The sequence below is a fragment of the Thermoactinomyces sp. CICC 23799 genome, from assembly GCF_016055145.1.
Classification (GTDB): domain Bacteria; phylum Bacillota; class Bacilli; order Thermoactinomycetales; family Thermoactinomycetaceae; genus Thermoactinomyces; species Thermoactinomyces intermedius.
In genome coordinates this window covers 52900-73468 of the sequence record NZ_JAECVV010000009.1, presented here as the reverse complement: position 1 = coordinate 73468, position 20569 = coordinate 52900, and the positions used below count along the sequence as shown (strand labels likewise).

Here is a 20569-nt window from a genome sequence, read left to right as displayed (position 1 = left end):
TATTCATGATGATTTGTGTGAATATGGATGAAAATTTACATCAAAATGGTTATTGCCAGGGAGGTTGGATAGGATGAACCTGGCCAACAAGATTACATTGGCTCGTATTTTTTTAGTCCCCATTGTGATGATCTTTTTGTTGTTTCGCTTTGACATCGGAGAAATCCATGTGGGAGCGGCGAAGTTGACCGCGGGCGAATTGATCGCCACGTTTATTTTTATTTTGGCTGCCGTCACGGACGGGGTGGATGGATACATAGCAAGACGGAAAAAAATGGTGACCAATTTGGGGAAATTTCTTGATCCGTTGGCTGATAAACTGTTGGTGACAACGGCTTTGATCTCATTGGTGGAATTGCAGCGCCTGGAGGCGTGGATGGCCATTGTGATCATCAGCCGGGAATTTGCCGTGACCGGCCTCCGGATGATTGCAGTCACCGAAGGTCATGTGATTGCTGCCAGTCCGTTGGGAAAACTGAAGACCATCATACAAATTGTGGCGATTGTTTCATTAATGCTCAACAATGTTCCGTTCTCAACGATTTCATTTCCGTTTTCCATGATCGCCACCTGGCTGGCCGTGATCATCACGGTCATTTCCGGAGTGGATTACTTTTACAAAAACCGCAAGATCGTTTCATTGACCAATACACAGTAGTGTCGTCCGGGATTCGGCTAAAGAGAAAGGAAAGATAAAATGCAATCAGAAATCATTACGGTTGGTTCTGAATTGTTGGCGGGAGAAACGGTGGATTTGCATTCTTCTTATTTGTCCCGGGAACTCCATTCATTGGGGATTGATGTTCAATTTCACACATCGGTCGGGGATGATGCACAAAAGCTGCATGACGTGATTTCACTCGCACGCACGCGATCACAGTTGATTTTCCTGTGTGGCGGGCTGGGGCCCACCATGGATGACTTGACCAAAGAAACCGTTTCGGAAGTGACGGGGGTTCCGTTGGTTGAGGATCCGGAGGTGAAACGCCGTCTGGAGAAGTATTTTGAAGGACGGATGAAGGTGGTCCCCGCAAATAATTACAAGCAGACTTATGTTTTTTCCGGCGGTGTTGTTTTCCAAAACCATCATGGAACAGCTCCCGGTCTGGCTCTGCAGGTGGACGGGATCACTTATGTTTTGTTGCCGGGGCCTCCGGGGGAATTGGTGCCGATGTTTGAGAAGCAGGTACGTCCTTTCCTTCTGCGTGAAGTGATTCAGGAGGGGCAAGTGATTCTTGCGGAATCCCTTTCTTTTTTTGGATTGGGCGAATCGCTTTTGGAGGAGAAGATTGCCGATTTGATCCGGCAACAGGACAACCCCGTTTTGGCCACCTATGCCAAAGAATCGGGGGTTGTGTTGAGAATCACGGCTTGGGCGCCGGATGAAGCGGAGGCCCGTCAGCTGATTGACCGGCAAAAAGCGAAAGTTTTAACCCGGATCGGGGAATATTGTTACAGCGAACAGGGTGAGACGCTGGAAGAAGTGGTTGTGGCCGGATTGATTCGCCATCAGAAAACAGTGGCGGTGGCGGAAAGTTGCACCGGCGGAAAATTGGCTCATCTGCTGACTTCCGTGCCGGGAAGCAGCCGGGCGTTCAAAGGCGGGTGGGTGACCTATACCAATGAAGTCAAAGAAAAAATTGCCTCGGTGCCGGCAGAATATTTGAATGAATATGGTGCAATCAGTGCACAAACGGCAGAACTCATGGCCCGAAACACGTTGGAGTGTTTTGATTCGGATTTTGCACTCGGGGTCACCGGGGTCGCCGGGCCGGATCCGGCGGAAGGAAAGCCGGTGGGAACGGTATATATCGGATTGGCCGAAAAAGGACAGCCGGTGCGGGTTTATCAGTTCGCTTTGAAAGGGTCGCGCAGGCGTATTCAGCTGTTGGCGGCGAATCATGCCTTATTTGTTCTTGAGCAATGTTTAAAGAAAGGTGAAACAACAAGATGAATCGTTTTGATCAGTTTCAATTAAGCCATGAAATATTAAACGGAATACACGATGTCGGATTTGAAGAACCTTCTCCGATCCAGGCGGAGTGTATTCCGGCCGTGCTCCGGGGGGAAGATGTCATCGGGCAGGCGCAGACCGGAACCGGAAAAACCGCAGCATTCGGTATTCCCATTTTGGAGCGGGTGGATCCGAAGCAGCCGCATGTCCAAAGCATCATTTTGGCCCCGACCCGTGAGCTGGCGATTCAAGTGTCGGAAGAATTGCGGAAGATCGGGCGCAAAAAACGGGTGAAAACATTGCCGGTGTATGGAGGGCAATCGATCGGGCGCCAAATCAAGGCTTTACAACAAGGGGTTCATGTGGTGATCGGGACTCCCGGCCGGCTGTTGGACCATTTGAGACGCGGCACGATCGATTCTTCCCATGTTGAAACCGTGGTGTTGGATGAAGCAGATGAAATGCTGGACATGGGATTTATTGATGACATTGAGCAAGTGTTCCGTTTTATGCCGAAACATCATCAATTGTTGCTTTTTTCGGCCACCATGCCTTCGGCCATTCGCCAATTGGCGAAAAAGTATATGCGCAAGCCGAAGTACATCACCGTCAACCGGGGAGAAGTGACGGTGCCGGTGATCCGCCAGATTTATTATCGCGTGTTGGACAGTTACAAGGTGGATGCCTTGTGCCGGATTCTTGACAGTGAAGAAGTGGATTTGGCGATTATTTTTTGCCGTACGAAAAAAGGCGTGGATGAATTGACGGATTCCTTGCAGGGGCGGGGCTACCTGGCCGGCGGACTGCACGGGGATCTGGCCCAGCAACAGCGGGATCGCGTGATGCAATCCTTCCGGAACGGAGAAATCGAACTTTTGGTGGCGACCGATGTGGCCGCCCGCGGCATTGATGTGGGTAGCGTGTCCCATGTAATCAATTACGACATCCCTCAAGATGTGGAAAGTTACGTGCACCGGATTGGAAGAACGGGCAGGGCCGGACGCAAAGGGGTGGCGCTCACGCTGGTCACCCCCAGGGAAATGAAACAGCTTCGCACGATTGAACAGGAAACGGGCACCAAATTGAAGGCCCGGGAACTGCCCACGTTGGAAGAGGTCGCGGCGAAACAGCAAGAAAGCTGGATGGCGCAGATTGAAAATACCATCCGTTCCGATGTGGATATGACGTTGTTTGAGGAAATGACCGGGGAGTTGTCGAAGAAATTTTCCATGGAAAAAGTGGTGGCGGCTTCGTTGTATCTTGCTTTTTCCGACCGGTTTGTCAAGAGCATTGACACCACTTACCATTTCGGGGAAACGGGGGCAGCACCCGGAATGGTCCGCTTTTTTATCAATGTGGGGCGTAATGCCAATTTGCATCCGCAGGAATTGGCCAAAGCGATTTCGGAAAATGCGGGGATCAGCTTGAGGCAAGTGGGGAAAATCAACATATACGACCGCTTTTCTTTTGTGGAGGTTCCGGAGGAAGTCGCGCCTTTTGTTTATGAGGCGTTCCGGCAATCCAAAATCAACGGTTCCCGGGTTAATATGGAACCGGCCCGTCCCCGCAACCGTTCATAAAGGGCGGAAAACCTGAAAGAGCTCTTACTTTGTGGTTCAACCACAAAGTAAGAGCTCTTTTTTCAGTCGGGGATGCCCAAAGCGATTTTGGCATAACGGGACATCCGGCTTTTGTCCCACGGGGGGTTCCAAACGATTTCCACGTCCACTTTGTTGACACCTTCCACATTTTTCAACGCTTGTTCCACTTCCTGCTGGATGATTCCGGCCAAAGGGCAACCCATGGCTGTCAACGTCATGGTGACCTTGACATTTCCTTCATCATCGATATCTATGTCATAGACCAGACCCAGGTTGACAATGTCAATATTTAACTCCGGGTCATTGACTTGTTCCAGTTGTTCCATGATTTGTTCTTTCATCTGTTCCTTTTGCAATGCGCCTCACTCCTTTTTTGCTTCTACCTATAACGTAACACACTTTTTTTTGCATTACACGAGGATTTTCAAAAAAAAGAGTCGAATAAATGTTCGTAAATGATCTTGGCAGATGAAGAAAAACACGATATGATGTTCATATGATTTAATGGGGAAAAAGAGGAGGAACGATACATGTCCGATCGACGACAAGCGTTGGAAATGGCATTGAGACAGATAGAAAAGCAGTTTGGCAAAGGCTCGATCATGAAAATGGGAGACCAGGCCACCCGCCAGGTGGAGACCGTTTCAAGCGGCGCGTTGGCCCTTGACATTGCTTTGGGAGTGGGCGGATATCCCCGCGGGAGGATCATCGAAATCTACGGGCCGGAATCTTCCGGGAAAACCACGGTGGCTTTGCATGCCATTGCCGAGGTGCAAAAAAAGGGAGGACAAGCTGCGTTTATCGATGCAGAGCATGCACTGGACCCCGTATATGCGGAAAAACTGGGAGTGAACATTTCGGAGTTGTTGTTGTCCCAACCGGATACCGGGGAGCAAGCGTTGGAAATTGCCGAAGCCCTCGTCCGCAGCGGTGCCGTCGACATCATTGTGGTTGACTCGGTGGCGGCACTGGTGCCCAAAGCGGAAATTGAAGGAGAGATGGGAGACTCTCACGTCGGTTTGCAAGCCCGGTTGATGTCTCAGGCACTGCGCAAGCTTTCCGGGGCGATCAATAAATCCAAAACCATTGCCATCTTTATTAACCAAATCCGTGAAAAAGTGGGCGTCATGTTTGGAAATCCGGAAACGACACCGGGCGGACGCGCGCTGAAATTCTACTCCAGTGTGCGCCTGGAAGTCCGCCGCGCCGAAACCATCAAGCAAGGCAGCGACATGGTCGGAAACCGAACGAGAATTAAAGTGGTGAAAAACAAAGTGGCTCCTCCCTTTAAACAGGCGGATGTCGACATCATGTTCGGAGAGGGCATCTCCAAAGAAGGAAGTGTCCTGGACATCGCTTCGGAACTGGACATTGTCAATAAGAGCGGGGCATGGTATTCCTTCGAAGGCGACCGCCTGGGGCAAGGGCGCGAAAATGCCAAACAGTTTTTGAAAGAGCATGCGGATGTTTGCCTCAATATCGAAAACCGGATCCGGTCCCATTACAACCTGCCCATCATTCAGGCAAGTGAACCGGAAGAGGCAAAGGACACAAAAAAGAAGAAAAGTAAAGCGGGCAAAACGGAAGAACTTGCTTGAGAACCGGTTCTGAAGAATGGATGAGGCAAGTGGGAGAGAGAAAAAAAATCACCCGGATTGAAAAGCCGTATCTGCACAAGCCGCGGTATCATATCTATGTGGATGGAGAGTTTCTGCTCTCCGTCCATGAAGATATTTTGGTGAAGTACCGGCTTCAAAAAGGCATGGAACTGGATGAAAGCGAAATTGCGAAGTGGCTTGAGGCGGAAGAATGCAACAAAGTGAAGCAAAAGGCTTTGCATTATTTATCTTACAAACCCCGTACAACGCATGAAGTCAAAATGTATTTGGGCCGCAAAGGTTTTGAATGCGAAACCGTCGAACAAGTCATCCTGGAGTTGGAAAAAAACGGATTTTTGAATGACATGGAATTTGCCAAAGCCTGGGTGAATGAACGGCAACATCATAAAGGATACGGAAAAAGGCGGTTGAAACAGGAGTTGCTGAACAAAGGAATGGACCCGGCGGTCGTTGATGAGGCATTGATTCATATCGGGGAAGAAGATGAGCGCCAGTTGGCAATATCCATTGCTGAAAGGCGCTATTTGCGTTTATGCCATGAGTCTTGGCCCCGTATCGAACGCCGCCTGGGCAATTATCTCGTCAGGCAGGGATTTTCCATGGGCGTGGTGTATGAGGTGTTGAATCTTTTCCGGGCCCGTTACGAAGAAGAGAAGGGGAATGGTCCATGAAAATATTGTATATGACCGATACACATATCCGTGGGACATCACCACGAAGCCGTACCGACGATTTTCAGCAGGCGATTCGCGAAAAGATTGAAGAAGTGATTGACATCGCCGAAAGAGAGCGGGTCGATCTGGTCTTGCACGGCGGGGATTTGTTTGACCGCCCCAATCTTTCACCCGCCATTGTCCGGGAATTCGCCGGGCTGTTCCGCCGTTTTCCGGTCCCCATTTTCGCGGTTGCGGGGAATCATGATATTTACGGGCACAATCCCGCAACGGTGGAGCGGACGATGCTGGGGTTGCTCGATGCTTTCGGCGCCATCCGGTTGGTGAACGAAGGGGAACGGATCAAATGGGAGAAAGACGGTGTCACCGTTCAGATCAGCGCCCAACCTTTCCATTATGATTTGGATAAACGAAAGCGGCATCTCGATTATACGGTGCCAAATGAATGCGGAGCCGATTATTGTGTGCACATGGTTCACGGCATGTTGGTGGACCGGGCCCTGTCGGACAGCATTCCGCACACGTCGGTTCACGAAGTCTGGAGTGATTCCGTCGATGTGCTGTTGACAGGGCATTATCATGCAGGCTTTCCCGTGCAGCACCGGAACGGAAAATATATTGTCAATCCCGGTGCGCTGGCCCGGATCAACAACCACCGGTCGGAAATCAAACGGATGCCCCAAGTCGCCCTGCTGGAATTGAACAAGGAGGGCATCGATGTCCGGCTGATTCCGCTTCAATGCGCCAAACGGGGGGAAGAAATTTTGGACCGGTCCTACATTGAAAAAGAAGAATTTCGCGAAAAACAGCTGGGCGAATTCATCCGGGAAGTCAAATCGGTGACCGATTTTCAATCCATCAACATCATGGATATCATCTTTGAAATGTCCAAGTTGCATGACATCGGGGATGTAGTCACTTCGGAAGCCCAGCGGAGGATTGCGATTGAACAAGAAGCAGAAAGGGAGAGCAGCCATTGAATGGTTTTAAAAAGCTCGTGATTGAAAATTTCCAGTCCCATCAGTATACCGAAATTGATTTCACCGACGGGCTCAATGTGTTTGTGGGACCGTCTGACAGTGGGAAAAGCGCAATTTTGCGTGCATTGAAGTGGGTGTTGTTCAACACCCCGCGGGGAACGGACTTTATCCGGACCGGGGCCAAAGAGTGCCGCGTTCGTCTGATGTTGACGGACGGGACGGCGATCGAGAGAATCCGCAGCCGTTCGGTCAACCGGTATGTGCTTTATACACCGGACGGTAAGGAACAAATCTTTGAAGGATTTGGCAACACCGTGCCGGAGGAAATCACCGACGTGCACCGGATCGTTCCGGTGGAGCTGGACCAGAAAGAGTTGTTGTTGAATTTCGGCACACAATTGGAGAGCCCTTTTTTGCTTTTTGAATCCAATCAAAACAAAGCCAAAACCATCGGCCGGATCAGCGGTGCCCATTTGATCGACAAAGCTTTGAAAAAAACGAGCACCGACCGGTTGGCTTTAAGCGGAACGATCCGCCAGCTGGAACAGGAAAAAGAGCGGTTGGAAGAACAATTAAAGCCGTATGAGAACCTGCAGCAGTTGGAAGCCGATTTTCAGGTGGCAGAACAAGCTTTTCATGACGTGCAGGAAAAAAAACAGTTGCAAGCGTCTTTGCAAACAAAACTGGAAAGCTTGAACGGGATCCGGCGGGGAAAAGAAGTGTGGCAGGAAAAAGTGACGGCATTAAAACGGTTGCCGGATGCCGAACAGCAGCTGCTTCACTTGGAATATCAAAAAGCGCTCCTTTCCCGGTTGATTCGTTTAAACGAAAAGTGGACCCGGCTTCAACAGGAAAAAGAGCGCACGCTGGAAACGGTCAAACAGGGGGAACACATTCCGGAAGCGGAAAAGCAGCTCGCCGGTTTGTCAAGGAGCCAACAAAGGTTTGAGCAACTGCTCCGGCTCCAAAACAAGCGGAATCAGATCAAAGAGAAAAAAGCCGGGCTTGAAGCCGGTGTTCTCCGGCTTCAGAATGTGCCGCAAGGCATGCGGGAGTTTGAAAAACTGGCCGGGAAGCACGAGCGTTTCAAAGTGCTCCAGCCTCTGATCCGCCGGAAAGAAAAGAATGCAGAGGAACTGAATTACTGGCGCAAGGTGCAAAAGCAAAGCCGGGAAGCCCTGGAGGTATTGGAAAAAGTGGTGCCGAACATAGAAGAGAAAGAAGCGCTGATAAAGAAGCTGAACGATTTGCACCAAAGCCGGCTGGATTGCCAAAAACGGATTGCCATCGGAAAAAAATACATCCGGGAAAAAGAGCAGGAAATTTTGCATTGCACCCGGGAATGGATCCGGCTGTTAAAAAAGATCGGGAAGTGCCCGACCTGTGGAACGCCCATCGGCCACTCCGTTTTGCAACATATCATGGAAGAGTATCAAGGAGGAATTTCTCGTGCAGCAGCTGGAAGAGAAGATTAAACAACTCAAAGCGCAACTGGAAGATGCCAAAAGCAAATTAACGGTTGCCAAAGCCCGTCTGGAAGATTTGGAAAAGCAGGAAGAGGAGATTGTCAAAGAAGCCAGGGAACTGGGAGTGGAACCGGAAGATTTGCCCGGGGAGATTGAGCGGCTTGAAAAAGAGATTGAGGAAGGCATTGAAAAGGCATGGAGCTACTTGCCGAAGGAGTTGAGAAAATGAGATGAAAGACGCATCACTCGGGGAATTGCAACAGGCTTTGAAAGAAGCAAGAGATGAACTGTTGCGGCGAAAAGCGGAAAAAGAGCTCCATTTGCGTCAATTGAATGAGACAAAAACCCGGTTGAAAGAAAGCGTGGAGCACCGTGACCTGTTGGACCGGGTGCGTCTTTTGTTCCAACTGTCATCCGACTATGCCCGTCAGCAGGCAAAGCAACAATTGGAAACGCTGGTGACCAATGCCTTGAAGTATGTCTTCGGTTCGACGCTTCATTTTGAAATTGAGCTCTCGGATCATGGCGGAAACCCGACGGCCGAATTTTATGTGGTTTCAAAGTGGGATGAACAGGAAGTGAAAAACCGTCCTCAGGATGCCCGCGGCGGCGGTGTCGTCGACATTGTCTCATTGGCGCTCAGGATTGCGCTCATGGAAACGATCAAGCCCCGTGTCCAAGGACCGATTATCTTGGATGAACCCGGAAAACATGTGAGTGAAGATTATATTGTCCCCATGATTGAGTTTTTAAAATCGGTCGGGGAAACATTCGGCCGGCAAATCATTCTTGTCACGCACAATACGCATTTGACGGAATCGGCCGATTCGGCTTATTACGTGCGGTTGTCATCCGGCAAGTCGGAAGTGGAGCGAAGCCGGAATCTTGACAACAATACTGTATAAATAATACAATTTAGTTGTATCTTTGCCTTTTTTAACGGTGAAAGATACCTTCTGACGAAGTAAGTTTGGAATAGAAACCTGAAGGAATTTGAAAATGTTTGCTGGTTTTCCAGCCTTGACCTGGTATAGCAAAAAATGAGTGAGGACGAGCGTGAGAAGACCGAGTTCATCGGTCTTATTTTGTAAACAGAAACAGAGGAGGTGAGCGGTGAATCCAATGGTGTTTAATGGATTGGACATCGTTCTGATGTTTGCCTCTCTCGGTGTCGGAATCGGTGCGGGTTACTGGATACGCAAAATGACGGCGGAAGCCCGGATCGGCAGTGCGGAGAAGGAAGCTGCCGAAATTCTGGAAAAGGCGAACAAAGAAGCCGAAGCCAACAAAAAAGAAAAAATCTTTGAAGCCAGGGATGAAATCCATCAATTGCGCACCGAAGCGGAAAAAGAGATTCGTGAGCAGAGGAATGAATTACAGCGGATTGAGCGTCGTCTTGACCAAAAAGAAGAAACACTTGAACGAAAACAATTGAATTTGGAATCGCGTGAGGAAGAATTGGCCAAACGCGAGAAATATATTGATGAACGTCAGCAGGAGATTGACCGGCTATACCAGGAACAGCTCAAAGAGATGGAACGGATTTCCGGACTTACCACGGAAGAAGCGCGTCAGTTGATTCTGGCTAAAGTCGAGAACGAGATGAAGCACGAAACGGCTCAAATCATGAAAGAGATGGAACAACAGGCGATTGATGAAGGAGACCGGCGTGCGCGGAAAATCTTGTCTTTGGCCATTCAACGTTGTGCGGCGGATCATGTTGCAGAAACGACCGTATCCGTAGTGAATTTACCCAATGATGAAATGAAAGGCCGCATCATCGGGCGTGAAGGCCGGAATATCCGGACGTTGGAAACGTTGACGGGAATTGACCTGATCATTGATGATACGCCGGAAGCCGTGATTTTGTCCGGATTTGACCCCATTCGCCGTGAAGTGGCGCGGGTGGCGTTGGAAAAACTGGTGGCTGACGGAAGGATTCACCCGGCGCGGATTGAAGAGATGGTGGAAAAATCCCGCCGGGATGTGGATGAACGGATTCGTGAATATGGCGAGCAGGCGACCTTTGAAACCGGCGTGCACGGATTGCATCCGGATCTCATCAAGATCATCGGCAGGTTAAAATTCCGTACCAGTTACGGGCAAAACGTTTTGAAGCACTCCATGGAGGTCGCGCATCTGGCTGGTTTGTTGGCCGCGGAATTGGGTGAAGACATTCATCTGGCGAAACGGGCCGGCTTGCTTCATGACATCGGAAAAGCCATTGACCACGAAATTGAGGGTTCGCATGTGGATATTGGCGTTGAATTGGCGAAAAAATACAAAGAGCATCCCGTGGTGATCAACAGCATCGCTTCTCATCACGGAGACTGTGAAGCGACCAGTGTGATTGCTGTCTTGGTCAGAGCGGCGGATGCGCTTTCGGCGGCCAGACCCGGAGCCCGTCGGGAAACATTGGAGGCATATATCAAGCGTCTGGAGAAATTGGAAGAGATTTGCGATTCCTTCGACGGCGTGGAAAAATCATATGCAATTCAAGCAGGGCGTGAATGTCGGATCATCGTGAAGCCGGATGAAGTCGATGATGCGGAAGCCGTCCGTTTATCCCGTGAAATCACCAAACAGATCGAAAGTCAATTGGATTACCCCGGCCATATTAAGGTGACGGTGATTCGAGAGACAAGATCTGTCGAATATGCGAAATAAAGTGGCCTTGCGGCCGCTTTATTTTTTCAAAGCATCTTAGCGGAGTTGGAGGCTATTTGTACTGATGAGAATCTTAATGATCGGTGATATTGTTGGACAAGTGGGGCGACAAGCGGTCGCCAATTATTTGCCGAAATTAAACCAAATGTACTCGCCCGATGTGATTGTGGCAAACGGGGAAAATGCCGCGGGCAACGGACGGGGAATTCAACGGGAAATTCTGAGGGAACTGATGGATCTGGGAATCCATTGTGTCACATTGGGAAATCATGCTTGGGCACAAGCCGAGGTGTTTGATTTTATCGACGAGGAGCCGTTTTTAATCCGTCCCGCCAATTATCCGCCGGGGACGCCCGGGAAAGGCCATGTCTTATTGACGGTAAAAGGCGTGAAAGTCGTTGTGGTCAACCTGATGGGAAGAGCGTATATGGGACAATTGGATTGCCCGTTTAGAAAAATGGATGAAATTTTGAGCCGGATTTCAGGAACCCCGTATATCTTGGTCGATTTTCATGCGGAAACCACATCGGAAAAACAAGCATTGGCTTGTTACCTGGATGGGAAAGTTTCTGCGGTGATCGGGACCCACACGCATGTGCAAACGGCAGATGAACGAATTTTGCCAAAAGGAACGGGTTATCTGACGGATGTGGGGATGGTCGGCCCGTATGACAGCGTGATCGGGATGAAAAAAGAGGAGGTTGTGAAGCGGTTTATCACGCAAATGCCTGTTCGTTTTTCTGTTGCAAAAGGAAGAGAACAATTTAATGCTGTATTGATCGATTTGGACAAACAGACCAAAAAAACCACGAAATTAACGAGGATTCGCATTGATGCGGAGCATCCGCTTATCGGTTGAAACAGAATAAATTTATTTATGATTTTTTACTCCTATCTATGCAAATTGGAAGGAATTTTTACTTGCGAGTCGAATAGGATAGTAGTGGATTCACTCCAACCATCGAGGAGGTACCTACATGGAAGTATTAAAAGTTTCAGCAAAATCTAACCCGAATTCTGTTGCTGGTGCACTCGCCGGAGTCTTGCGTGAACGTGGTCAAGCAGAGATGCAAGCAATTGGCGCAGGGGCGCTGAATCAAGCTGTAAAAGCGGTTGCGATTGCACGAGGATTCGTGGCGCCTAGTGGGATTGATCTGATTTGTATTCCTGCTTTTACCGATATTATGATCGATGGTGAAGAACGGACCGCGATCAAACTGATTGTGGAACCTCGTTAGGGGAAATTGGTCAATATATTCAAAAAAACCTGTTTATTTATATAGACAGGTTTTTTTAAATGGAAGGGTGAACAAGATGCAGTGGATGGATGGGCATTGCGATGTGTTAAGCAAAATGTGGCGAAATTTAAAGGACCATTCTTTTTATGACCCCCGCTCCAAGTTGGACAGTTCTTATCACCATCTGAAGGAAGCTTTGGTGGCTTTGCAGGTTTTTGCGATATGGGTACCTGATTCGGTACCCAGAGAAAACCGGTTGTCGGTCGCATTGAAACAAGTGGATTTGTTTTATGAACAGATTGTCAAGCAAGAAGAAGCGGTTCATATGGTCGGTTCAAAACAAGCGTTAAAACAATGTGCCCCGGAGCGGATGGGGGCACTGTTGGCGATGGAAGGGGCCGACGCCTTGCATGGAGAACTGGCTTTCCTGCGGCTTTTTTTTCGTCTCGGCGTGCGCCAGTTGGGGTTGACTTGGAACCATGCGAATGAAGTGGCGGACGGCATTGAGGAGGAACGGAACGGAGGATTGACGAATTTCGGCAAAAAAGTGATCGCCGAGATGGAAAGGCTGGGCATGATTTTGGACGTTTCCCATTTGTCGGTACGGGGATTTTGGGAAGTGATGGAGTCTGATTTGCCGGTGCTTGCTTCACACTCCAATTGCCGGAAAATCGCCCCTCATCCGCGGAATCTGGAAGATGAACAAATCGAGGCGCTGATCCGAAAAGGCGGATTGATCGGGATCACCTTTGTTCCATCGTTTACATATCCTTGTGAAAAGGAAGCCACCATCGATCATCTTTTGTTACATATCGAACATGTCTGCAGTTTGGGAGGCGAACGGAATCTTTGTTTTGGATCGGATTTTGACGGAATCCGTTTGAAAATTAAAAATTTGCACAATTACAGGGATGTGCACCGTTTGAAAGAAGCGCTTTTGCGCCGTTATCCCGAGTCATTGGTGAAGAAATGGGCATGGGAAAATGCCTTTGCTTTTTACTTAAATCATTTACCGTCATAAAGCCGAAAAAAGTTTAGCAAAAATGATCTTTTTTTTACTTAGGTCTTTTTTTGCAACATTAAAAGAAAAATTGAAAAGATAGGGAACTTAAAACGGTTGCTTTTTATACCATACAGGTCTAGAATGATACATGAAAATGCTATCACTCGGCACAAAGTTGGCTTTATTCCTTTCTTTGTGAAGAGTCGATATCTTTCATAGTTATTTTAATATTGTGTAGTGTTTGGCAGTATTAAAGGAGATGAGTTCATTGGTTAAGCAGCTTTCGTGGAAAGTGGGCGGACAACAAGGGGAAGGTATTGACAGTGCAGGAGAGATTTTGTCAACAGCTTTAAATCGAAAAGGGTATTATTTATACGGGTACAGACATTTTTCTTCACGAATTAAAGGTGGTCACTCCAACACCAAGATTCGTATCAGCATAAACCCAATCCGCTCCATTTCCGACGAGCTGGATATACTTGTCGCATTTGACCAAGAATCCATTGACTTGAATGCTCATGAATTGGTTGTGGGCGGGGTCATCTTGGCCGATGCCAAGTTTAATCCAACCGTTCCGGAAGGAGTAAACGCAAACCTTCTTGCGATTCCGTTTACCAAGATTGCCGAAGAAATCGGAATGTCCCAAATGAAAAATATGGTGGCCGTCGGGGCTTCGGCTGCTTTGTTGGGCATTCCGGCGGATGCTTTTAAAGAAGTGATTGAAGAAAGGTTCGCACGGAAAGGCCAAAAAGTGGTAGATAGGAATATGGAAGCGATTACAAGAGGGTTCGAGCATGTCGCAGGCGAACTTGGTGATGGAATAACAAGATTTCGCTTGGAACCTTCTGACGGGAAAAAACGGTTATATATGATTGGAAATGACGCCATTGCACTGGGGGCCATTGCGGCGGGAGCCCGGTTGATGGCTGCCTATCCGATTACGCCGTCTTCAGAGATCATGGAGTATTTGATCAAAAAACTGCCGAAATTCGGCGGTTCGGTTGTTCAAACGGAAGATGAGCTGGCGGCAATCACCATGGTGATCGGGGCAAACTATGGTGGTGTTCGCGCTCTCACGGCTTCGGCAGGGCCGGGATTGTCACTGATGACCGAAGCGATTGGTCTGGCCGGGATGACCGAAACGCCAGCGGTGATCGTAAACACGCAGCGTGGCGGACCCAGTACCGGTCTTCCGACCAAACAGGAACAAAGCGACTTATTGTCCATGTTGTTCAGCACACACGGTGAAATCCCGAAAATCGTCATTGCTCCGAGCACAGCCGAAGAATGCTTCTACGATACCATTCAGGCGTTCAATCTGGCGGAGCAGTATCAATGCCCGGTGATCATCCTGTCGGATTTGGCGATGTCGCTCGGGAAACAAACCGTTGAACCGCTCGAATATGACCGGATTGAAATTAAACGCGGAAAACTGGTTCCCTGGGATGAAGAGCTTCCGGAATTGGAGCCTTCCCAATTATTTTTGCGTTATGAACTGACTGAGGATGGCATTTCCAGAAGGGTTCTTCCAGGACAGAAAAACGGGTTGCACCATGTGACCGGAGTGGAGCATGATGAAACCGGACGTCCGTCGGAAAAACCGTTAAACCGCAAAAAAATGATGGAAAAACGGCTCATGAAACTGAAAAACGGCATCGATTTTGACACCCCGGTTTATCTGGATGCCCCGCACGATGATGCTGATTTGTTGATTATCGGATTTAACTCGACCCGCGGCACGATTTCCGAAGCGAAAGAGCGCGCAGAAGCAGAAGGCTTGAAAATCAACCATGCACACATTCGTCAATTGTTGCCGTTCCCGACGGAAATCATCCGGGAGCAAATGAACAGAGCGAAAAAAGTAATGGTTGTTGAAAACAATGCTACCGGACAATTAACCAATGTCATCAAAATGTATGTAGGAATGGCCGAAAAACTGGTTCACTTTGGAAAATATGACGGAAACCCATTCCTGCCTTCTGAAATTTATCATCAATGTAAGGAGCTGTTGGTCCATGGCCACGTTTAAAGATTTTCGCAATAAAGTAAAACCCAACTGGTGTCCCGGTTGCGGTGACTTTTCCGTGTTGGCCGCCATGCAGCGTGCTTTCGCCAATACCGGTTTGGAGCCGCATGAAGTAGCCGTTGTTTCAGGGATCGGTTGTTCCGGACGGATCTCCGGATACATTAATGCGTACGGATTTCACGGTGTCCATGGCCGGGCACTGCCGATTGCACAAGGGTTGAAACTGGCAAACCGCGATTTAACGGTGGTTGCGGCCGGCGGGGATGGTGACGGTTTTGCCATCGGGATGTCGCACACCATCCATGCCATTCGCCGGAATGTGGATATCACCTATATTGTCATGGATAACCAGGTTTACGGGTTAACCAAAGGCCAAACCTCTCCGCGAAGCGAAAAAGGATTCAAAACGAAAAGCACTCCCCAAGGCGCCATTGAATCACCCATTCATCCGATGGAAATGGCGTTGACGGCAGGAGCCGGCTTTGTGGCTCAATCGGTTTCCAGCGACCTGAAACAATTAACCCGTGTGATCGAAGAAGGGATCAAGCATAAAGGATTTTCCTTCATCAATGTTTACAGCCCGTGTGTGACGTACAACAAAATCAACACGTATGACTTTTTCAAACAAAATCTGGTCAGCTTGGATGATGATCCGGATTATGATCCATCCGACCGCCAACTGGCCATGCAAAAACTGATGGAACATCAGGGATTGGTCACGGGAATCATCTACCAAAACAAAGAGCAACCCTCCTATGAATCCGTGATCAAAGGCTTTAAAGAAGAACCGTTGGCAAAACAAGACCTGAAAATTTCCGAACAAGAATTCGAAGAATTGGTTGCCGAATTTGCATAAAGAAAAAAAGCTGTGCAGACTAAGGTCTGTACAGCTTTTTTTGTGGAATGGATGAAAAATTTGTTGTGATCATGGAATGCGAAGGAGGATGCCAGATGAGATGGACAGTGCTTGGTTGCCATTCTCCCTATCCGGCACCGGGGGGAGGGACGCCCGGTTATCTGTTGGAGGCGGAAGGGAAAAAAATTCTGATTGATTGCGGTAGCGGAACACTGGCCCGGCTGGCCGGACGGGTCGCCGTCGAAGCGTTGGATGCCGTTTTGTTGTCGCATTTGCATCACGACCATCTGGTTGACTTTTTTGTCTTGCAGTACGCGGTCATGACAGCCCGAAAACAAGGGAAAAGGAAACACCCCCTTGCGGTCTGGTCACCGGAGAAACCGGCCGGTTGGTTTGAAAAGCTGCGTTACAAAACAGAGATTGAGCGAAGCGGGATCCGGGAAGGGATGAAAATTCATTTGGGCGGTCGGCTGACCGTGCATTTTTTCCGCACTGATCATGCCGTTCCTTGTTTTGCCATGCGGATCCATGACGGTCAACACACCATCTTGTACGGGGCAGACAGTGGCCCGGGGACAGATTGGGAAAAGATGGGAGAAAGCCCCGATCTGTTTGTTTGTGAAGCAAGCTTTTTACATAAAGATTTGCCGGATCAGCCAACAGGGCATCTTTCGGCCAGACAAGCCGGGCTCGCTGCCGCCCGTCTCAAGGCCAAGCGGTTGATCTTGACCCATTTGTATCCCGGGTATGATCCGGATCAGCTGAAAGAGGAAGCCATGGCGGTTTTTGACGGTGTTTGCCAGACCGCTTATTCCGGCATGACGATCGATTTGTAGCTTTTGTTTGGGCGGTGCATCCATTATCATGGAGAGACAAGCACAGTTTTGAATCAACCGATGGAAAGAGGGGAGAGCGGTTGCAGAAACTGAAGGAGTATATTGTCAAAGAAGGATTGGTGTTGTCTGACGACATTTTAAAAGTGGATGCATTTTTGAATCATCAAATCAATCCTTTTTTGATCCGGGAAATCGGGGAAGAGTTTGCCAGGCGTTTCCAAGATGCATCCGTCACCAAAATTTTAACCATCGAGTCGTCGGGCATTGCGCCAGCGGTCATGACCGGATTGGCATTGAACGTTCCCGTGGTTTTCGCCCGGAAGAAAAAGTCACTGACACTGAAGGATTCGTATTATGAAGCCAAAGTTTATTCATACACCAAACAAGAGACGACTTCCGTGGTGGTGTCGAAAAAGTTCTTAACCCCGGAGGACCGGGTGTTGGTGATTGATGACTTTCTGGCCAATGGACAAGCGGCGGAAGGTTTGATTCAAGTGATCCGCATGGCAGGGGCCCGGTTGACCGGATTGGGGGCGGTGATTGAAAAATCTTTTCAGCCTGGCGGATCCAATCTTCGTAAGCAGGGAATCCGTGTGGAATCGCTGGTGAAAATCGTATCCTTGGCCGATGGGAAAGTTCATTTCGAAGAAAACTGAGGCGCAAGCCGGATTTCCTTTTCACAGAAGGGAGATCCGGCTTGATTGTTTGTTTATTCAAATAAACAAGTTTGCAGCACAAACAATTTGCAAAAATTCACTTTCCCCGGCTGGGAAATTTGCAACAACATGTTATAATGGGGGAGAATCATCCGAGGATCTTTATTGAACACATGTCATTCATCGTGTATAATAAAAAAATTGCAGTATTCGTGTTCAGCCATCGAAATCATGGATTCATTCATTATAGAAGCAATCTCACCAGAAAGGGTGAATGAAATGGAACGAAAAGAGAAAGATTACAGCCAATATTTTGTTGCACCCGATCTGAAAGCCGCCAAAAGACGGGGGAAGTCGGGTGTGGAAGTGATTCAATTTGATCAGATCCCCGATAACATGCGTGGTGTCGGCGCGGGGAAGAAATATTTGATCCAAACTTACGGATGCCAAATGAATGTGCATGACAGCGAAACGATCGCCGGGATTCTGGAACAAATGGGCTATGAACGGACAGACCGGGAAGATCAAGCGGACATTATTTTGCTGAATACGTGTGCCATTCGCGAAAATGCGGAAGACAAAGTGTTTGGCGAACTGGGACGCCTCAAACACCTGAAGTTGGAAAACCCGGATTTGATCCTCGGGGTATGCGGTTGCATGTCCCAGGAAGAAGTGGTTGTCAACCGGATCTTAAAAAGTTATCAGCATGTGGATTTGATCTTTGGCACACACAATATCCACCGCTTGCCGGTCTTGTTGCAAAACGCCTTGTTCAGCAAGGAAATGGTCGTGGAAGTATGGTCCAAAGAGGGCGATGTGGTTGAAAACATGCCCAAGAAGCGTGAAAACGGACTGCGTGCCTGGGTCAACATTATGTACGGATGTGACAAATTCTGCACGTACTGTATTGTTCCTTATACACGGGGGAAAGAACGCAGCCGCCGTCCCGAAGACGTGTTGAATGAGATTCGCGAATTGGCGCGCAAAGGCTATCAGGAAGTGACTTTGCTCGGACAAAACGTGAATGCTTACGGAAAAGATTTCACTGATATCAATTACCGGTTTGGTGACTTGATGGATGATGTCCGCAAAATCGGCATTCCGCGTGTCCGGTTTACGACAAGCCACCCTCGTGATTTTGATGACCATCTGATCGAGGTTCTGGCCAAGCGCGGAAATCTGGTCGAGCACATTCATCTGCCGGTTCAATCCGGAAGCTCGCAAATTTTGAAATTGATGGCACGCAAATATACCAGGGAGTCTTATCTCGAATTGGTCCGCAAAATCAAAAAAGCCATCCCCGATGTGGTGTTGACCACCGACATTATCGTGGGCTTCCCCGGAGAAACGGAAGAACAATTTGAAGAAACGCTGTCCCTTGTCCGGGAAGTGGAGTTTGATTCGGCGTTTACGTTTATTTACTCTCCGCGTGAGGGAACACCGGCCGCCAAAATGAAAGATGACGTGCCGATGGAAGTGAAAAAAGAACGCTTGCAACGTTTGAACGATCTGCAAAACGAAATCAGCCGCCGGAAAAACGAAGCGCTCCGCGGCCAGGTGGTGGAAGTTCTGGTGGAAGGCACAAGTAAGAAAAATCCGGATGTTTTGTCGGGGCGGACCCGTACCAACAAGCTGGTGAATTTCACGGGACCGAAACATCTGATCGGGAAATTTGCCCATGTCCGGATCGATGAACCGCAGACCTGGACGTTAAAAGGAGTTTGGGTGGAAGAGGAACCTCTGACGAAAGTGGGAGGATAAAATGAACACCTCATTTGAAAACCATCCCGTGTTGGTGCAAGCCCGGCAGTTTGCGGACTTGATTTTAAAAAGCGAAGAAATCCAACGGTTTCGTGCCGCAGAAGCGCAGGTGAAAAAAAGCAAGACCGTCCAGAATTATATTGACACCATCAAGCGAAAGCAAAAAGAATTGGTCCATGCCAAGCATTATCAGAAAACCAAATATGCCCGCATCTTGGAAAAAGAACTGGAACAGTTGAATCAGGAGCTGGAAAACCTCCCCATCGTCCGGGAGTATCAGCAGACGCAAGTGGGAGTGAATGATCTTTTGCAAACCATCCAGCAAGTGATTGGCACCACCGTTTCCAAAAAAGTGTCCGTTGAAACCGGTGGTGAAATCCGGCAGGGATGTGGAAGCGGCGGGCCTTGTGGCTGTTCGCGGTAAAAAAAATTTTCCCCCGGGATGATTTCCCGGGGGTTTTTTTGCACCCTAGACAGTTGCCCTGCATACACTTGTTATTGAATGATGCTTGGAGGAGGGAAGTATGGTGTCATATCCAGATAGAGCCATGGAATACCGACAAATTATCACCAAGGCTGTATGCGGAAAAGGACGCAGATTCTTACAGTCCACGCACACAGTGAAGCCGCCGGAAAATATCCATACGATTTTGGGGGCATGGGTGATTAATCATCAGTACGAATGCACAAAAGTAGGGGAAGCCGTGGAAGTCAGCGGCAAGTACGATGTGAACATCTGGTATTCCACCAAAGGGAACACCAAAACCGATGTGATAAAAGAAACCGTTTATTACACCGAGCAAGTCCCGCTGAGCTATTATGACCGCAACACCCGTGATTCCACCGTTACCGTCAGCGCCACGGTGACGCAGGCTCCCAACTGTGTGGAAGCATCCATCGCTTCGCACACGGATGGAATCGCTGACGGCATTGTCGTCCGGGTTGAAAAAGAATTTGCAGTTGAAATGGTGGGACAAACGAAGATATGTGTACCGGTCTATCCGTTAGAATATGCAGAAACTGATGATAAAGATTTGGCGGGAAGCTATGAAGAACATGTGGATGAAGATTCTTTTGATGAACTGGATCCGGATTTGATCATCGATGACCTGGAAGATTAATCAACGGATATTCCTGCTGATACCGGGAACTGCTGGCACCCAGTCAGCAGTTTATTTTTGTGTTTGGATCCGAAAAACAACATTTAACCAATTGAGAAGCCAAGACATAAC

The 20569-nt window shown here is 48.7% G+C and carries 21 protein-coding genes; 20 read left to right on the top strand and 1 reads right to left on the bottom strand.

Translation table 11 applies throughout. The features are described 5' to 3' along the window. Nucleotides 1-73: 73 nt before the first annotated feature. From pgsA to I8U21_RS12705, 3 genes are read left to right on the top strand one after another with little or no spacing between them, the layout of a single operon-like run. Nucleotides 74-658, top strand: coding sequence for a CDP-diacylglycerol--glycerol-3-phosphate 3-phosphatidyltransferase (gene pgsA / locus I8U21_RS12715; RefSeq protein ID WP_037996897.1), 585 nt, complete (start codon nt 74-76; stop codon nt 656-658). A gap of 39 nt (nt 659-697) precedes the next feature. Beyond that, nucleotides 698-1954: a competence/damage-inducible protein A gene (locus I8U21_RS12710; protein WP_198054032.1), complete on the top strand. Its 1257-nt coding sequence runs from the start codon at nt 698-700 to the stop codon at nt 1952-1954. Continuing rightward, entirely contained in the window at nt 1951-3534 is a 1584-nt protein-coding gene (locus I8U21_RS12705; protein ID WP_181732605.1) for a DEAD/DEAH box helicase, read from the top strand. Before I8U21_RS12710 ends, I8U21_RS12705 begins: the two co-directional genes overlap by 4 nt. 62 nt (nt 3535-3596) lie before the next feature. On the opposite strand, the gene I8U21_RS12700 is transcribed toward I8U21_RS12705, so the two are convergent. Continuing rightward, nucleotides 3597-3896, bottom strand: a complete 300-nt coding sequence (locus tag I8U21_RS12700; RefSeq protein ID WP_037996939.1) for a metal-sulfur cluster assembly factor — start codon at nt 3894-3896, stop codon at nt 3597-3599. Nucleotides 3897-4085: 189 nt separating this feature from the next. Between I8U21_RS12700 and recA the strand changes: the two genes are divergently transcribed. The 17 genes from recA to cotE all read left to right on the top strand — a co-directional run bounded on the left by recA (nt 4086) and on the right by cotE (nt 20458). After that, entirely contained in the window at nt 4086-5153 is a 1068-nt protein-coding gene (recA, locus tag I8U21_RS12695; protein WP_181732604.1) for a recombinase RecA, read from the top strand. Then, a complete protein-coding gene (locus I8U21_RS12690) occupies nt 5150-5845 on the top strand; it encodes a RecX family transcriptional regulator (RefSeq protein WP_198054031.1) in 696 nt (231 codons plus the stop codon). Before recA ends, I8U21_RS12690 begins: the two co-directional genes overlap by 4 nt. Further along, nucleotides 5842-6828 carry a metallophosphoesterase family protein gene (locus I8U21_RS12685; RefSeq protein ID WP_198054030.1) on the top strand — a complete coding sequence of 329 codons (987 nt, stop codon included), beginning with the start codon at nt 5842-5844 and terminating at the stop codon, nt 6826-6828. The genes I8U21_RS12690 and I8U21_RS12685 overlap by 4 nt, the downstream gene beginning before the upstream one ends. Next, nucleotides 6825-8303: an AAA family ATPase gene (locus tag I8U21_RS12680; RefSeq protein WP_181732601.1), complete on the top strand. Its 1479-nt coding sequence runs from the start codon at nt 6825-6827 to the stop codon at nt 8301-8303. The genes I8U21_RS12685 and I8U21_RS12680 overlap by 4 nt, the downstream gene beginning before the upstream one ends. Next, on the top strand, nt 8278-8523 hold the full coding sequence (locus tag I8U21_RS12675; protein WP_049720194.1) for a hypothetical protein: 246 nt from the start codon (nt 8278-8280) through the stop codon (nt 8521-8523). Before I8U21_RS12680 ends, I8U21_RS12675 begins: the two co-directional genes overlap by 26 nt. 1 nt (nt 8524) lies before the next feature. Continuing rightward, entirely contained in the window at nt 8525-9199 is a 675-nt protein-coding gene (locus tag I8U21_RS12670; protein WP_181732600.1) for an ATP-binding protein, read from the top strand. A gap of 217 nt (nt 9200-9416) precedes the next feature. Continuing rightward, complete coding sequence (gene rny, locus I8U21_RS12665; protein WP_181732628.1) at nt 9417-10961, top strand: ribonuclease Y; 1545 nt, start codon at nt 9417-9419, stop codon at nt 10959-10961. A 64-nt stretch (nt 10962-11025) separates the two neighbouring features. Continuing rightward, on the top strand, nt 11026-11820 hold the full coding sequence (locus tag I8U21_RS12660; RefSeq protein ID WP_181732599.1) for a TIGR00282 family metallophosphoesterase: 795 nt from the start codon (nt 11026-11028) through the stop codon (nt 11818-11820). Nucleotides 11821-11938: 118 nt separating this feature from the next. Beyond that, nucleotides 11939-12199 carry a stage V sporulation protein S gene (locus tag I8U21_RS12655; protein WP_037996879.1) on the top strand — a complete coding sequence of 87 codons (261 nt, stop codon included), beginning with the start codon at nt 11939-11941 and terminating at the stop codon, nt 12197-12199. Nucleotides 12200-12275: 76 nt separating this feature from the next. Continuing rightward, the gene (locus tag I8U21_RS12650) at nt 12276-13220 is read left to right on the top strand and encodes a dipeptidase (RefSeq protein ID WP_181732598.1); all 945 of its coding nucleotides are present in this window, start codon (nt 12276-12278) and stop codon (nt 13218-13220) included. 250 nt (nt 13221-13470) lie between these two features. Continuing rightward, entirely contained in the window at nt 13471-15231 is a 1761-nt protein-coding gene (locus I8U21_RS12645) for a 2-oxoacid:acceptor oxidoreductase subunit alpha (protein ID WP_181732597.1), read from the top strand. Next, nucleotides 15218-16084: a 2-oxoacid:ferredoxin oxidoreductase subunit beta gene (locus tag I8U21_RS12640; protein ID WP_181732596.1), complete on the top strand. Its 867-nt coding sequence runs from the start codon at nt 15218-15220 to the stop codon at nt 16082-16084. Before I8U21_RS12645 ends, I8U21_RS12640 begins: the two co-directional genes overlap by 14 nt. 95 nt (nt 16085-16179) lie before the next feature. Beyond that, nucleotides 16180-16920, top strand: a complete 741-nt coding sequence (locus tag I8U21_RS12635) for an MBL fold metallo-hydrolase (protein WP_181732595.1) — start codon at nt 16180-16182, stop codon at nt 16918-16920. Nucleotides 16921-17000: 80 nt separating this feature from the next. Next, nucleotides 17001-17576 (top strand): xanthine phosphoribosyltransferase, encoded by a 576-nt coding sequence (locus I8U21_RS12630; RefSeq protein ID WP_198054029.1) that lies wholly within the window; start codon nt 17001-17003, stop codon nt 17574-17576. Nucleotides 17577-17855: 279 nt separating this feature from the next. Continuing rightward, entirely contained in the window at nt 17856-19337 is a 1482-nt protein-coding gene (miaB, locus tag I8U21_RS12625) for a tRNA (N6-isopentenyl adenosine(37)-C2)-methylthiotransferase MiaB (RefSeq protein ID WP_198054028.1), read from the top strand. A gap of 1 nt (nt 19338) precedes the next feature. After that, the gene (locus I8U21_RS12620; protein ID WP_181732592.1) at nt 19339-19761 is read left to right on the top strand and encodes a YlbF/YmcA family competence regulator; all 423 of its coding nucleotides are present in this window, start codon (nt 19339-19341) and stop codon (nt 19759-19761) included. Nucleotides 19762-19885: 124 nt separating this feature from the next. Beyond that, the gene (cotE, locus tag I8U21_RS12615; RefSeq protein ID WP_232334012.1) at nt 19886-20458 is read left to right on the top strand and encodes an outer spore coat protein CotE; all 573 of its coding nucleotides are present in this window, start codon (nt 19886-19888) and stop codon (nt 20456-20458) included. The last annotated feature ends 111 nt before the right edge of the window (nt 20459-20569 follow it).

What these genes read in the sequence shown, in the direction of transcription:
- pgsA (WP_037996897.1), top strand. Translation starts at nt 74, where the DNA reads ATGAACCTGGCCAACAAGATTACATTGGCTCGTATTTTTTTAGTCCCC.
- I8U21_RS12710 (WP_198054032.1), top strand. Translation starts at nt 698, where the DNA reads ATGCAATCAGAAATCATTACGGTTGGTTCTGAATTGTTGGCGGGAGAA.
- I8U21_RS12705 (WP_181732605.1), top strand. Translation starts at nt 1,951, where the DNA reads ATGAATCGTTTTGATCAGTTTCAATTAAGCCATGAAATATTAAACGGA.
- I8U21_RS12700 (WP_037996939.1), bottom strand. Translation starts at nt 3,896, where the DNA reads ATGAAAGAACAAATCATGGAACAACTGGAACAAGTCAATGACCCGGAG.
- recA (WP_181732604.1), top strand. Translation starts at nt 4,086, where the DNA reads ATGTCCGATCGACGACAAGCGTTGGAAATGGCATTGAGACAGATAGAA.
- I8U21_RS12685 (WP_198054030.1), top strand. Translation starts at nt 5,842, where the DNA reads ATGAAAATATTGTATATGACCGATACACATATCCGTGGGACATCACCA.
- I8U21_RS12670 (WP_181732600.1), top strand. Translation starts at nt 8,525, where the DNA reads ATGAAAGACGCATCACTCGGGGAATTGCAACAGGCTTTGAAAGAAGCA.
- rny (WP_181732628.1), top strand. Translation starts at nt 9,417, where the DNA reads ATGGTGTTTAATGGATTGGACATCGTTCTGATGTTTGCCTCTCTCGGT.
- I8U21_RS12660 (WP_181732599.1), top strand. Translation starts at nt 11,026, where the DNA reads ATGAGAATCTTAATGATCGGTGATATTGTTGGACAAGTGGGGCGACAA.
- I8U21_RS12655 (WP_037996879.1), top strand. Translation starts at nt 11,939, where the DNA reads ATGGAAGTATTAAAAGTTTCAGCAAAATCTAACCCGAATTCTGTTGCT.
- I8U21_RS12650 (WP_181732598.1), top strand. Translation starts at nt 12,276, where the DNA reads ATGCAGTGGATGGATGGGCATTGCGATGTGTTAAGCAAAATGTGGCGA.
- I8U21_RS12640 (WP_181732596.1), top strand. Translation starts at nt 15,218, where the DNA reads ATGGCCACGTTTAAAGATTTTCGCAATAAAGTAAAACCCAACTGGTGT.
- I8U21_RS12635 (WP_181732595.1), top strand. Translation starts at nt 16,180, where the DNA reads ATGAGATGGACAGTGCTTGGTTGCCATTCTCCCTATCCGGCACCGGGG.
- miaB (WP_198054028.1), top strand. Translation starts at nt 17,856, where the DNA reads ATGGAACGAAAAGAGAAAGATTACAGCCAATATTTTGTTGCACCCGAT.
- I8U21_RS12620 (WP_181732592.1), top strand. Translation starts at nt 19,339, where the DNA reads ATGAACACCTCATTTGAAAACCATCCCGTGTTGGTGCAAGCCCGGCAG.
- cotE (WP_232334012.1), top strand. Translation starts at nt 19,886, where the DNA reads ATGGAATACCGACAAATTATCACCAAGGCTGTATGCGGAAAAGGACGC.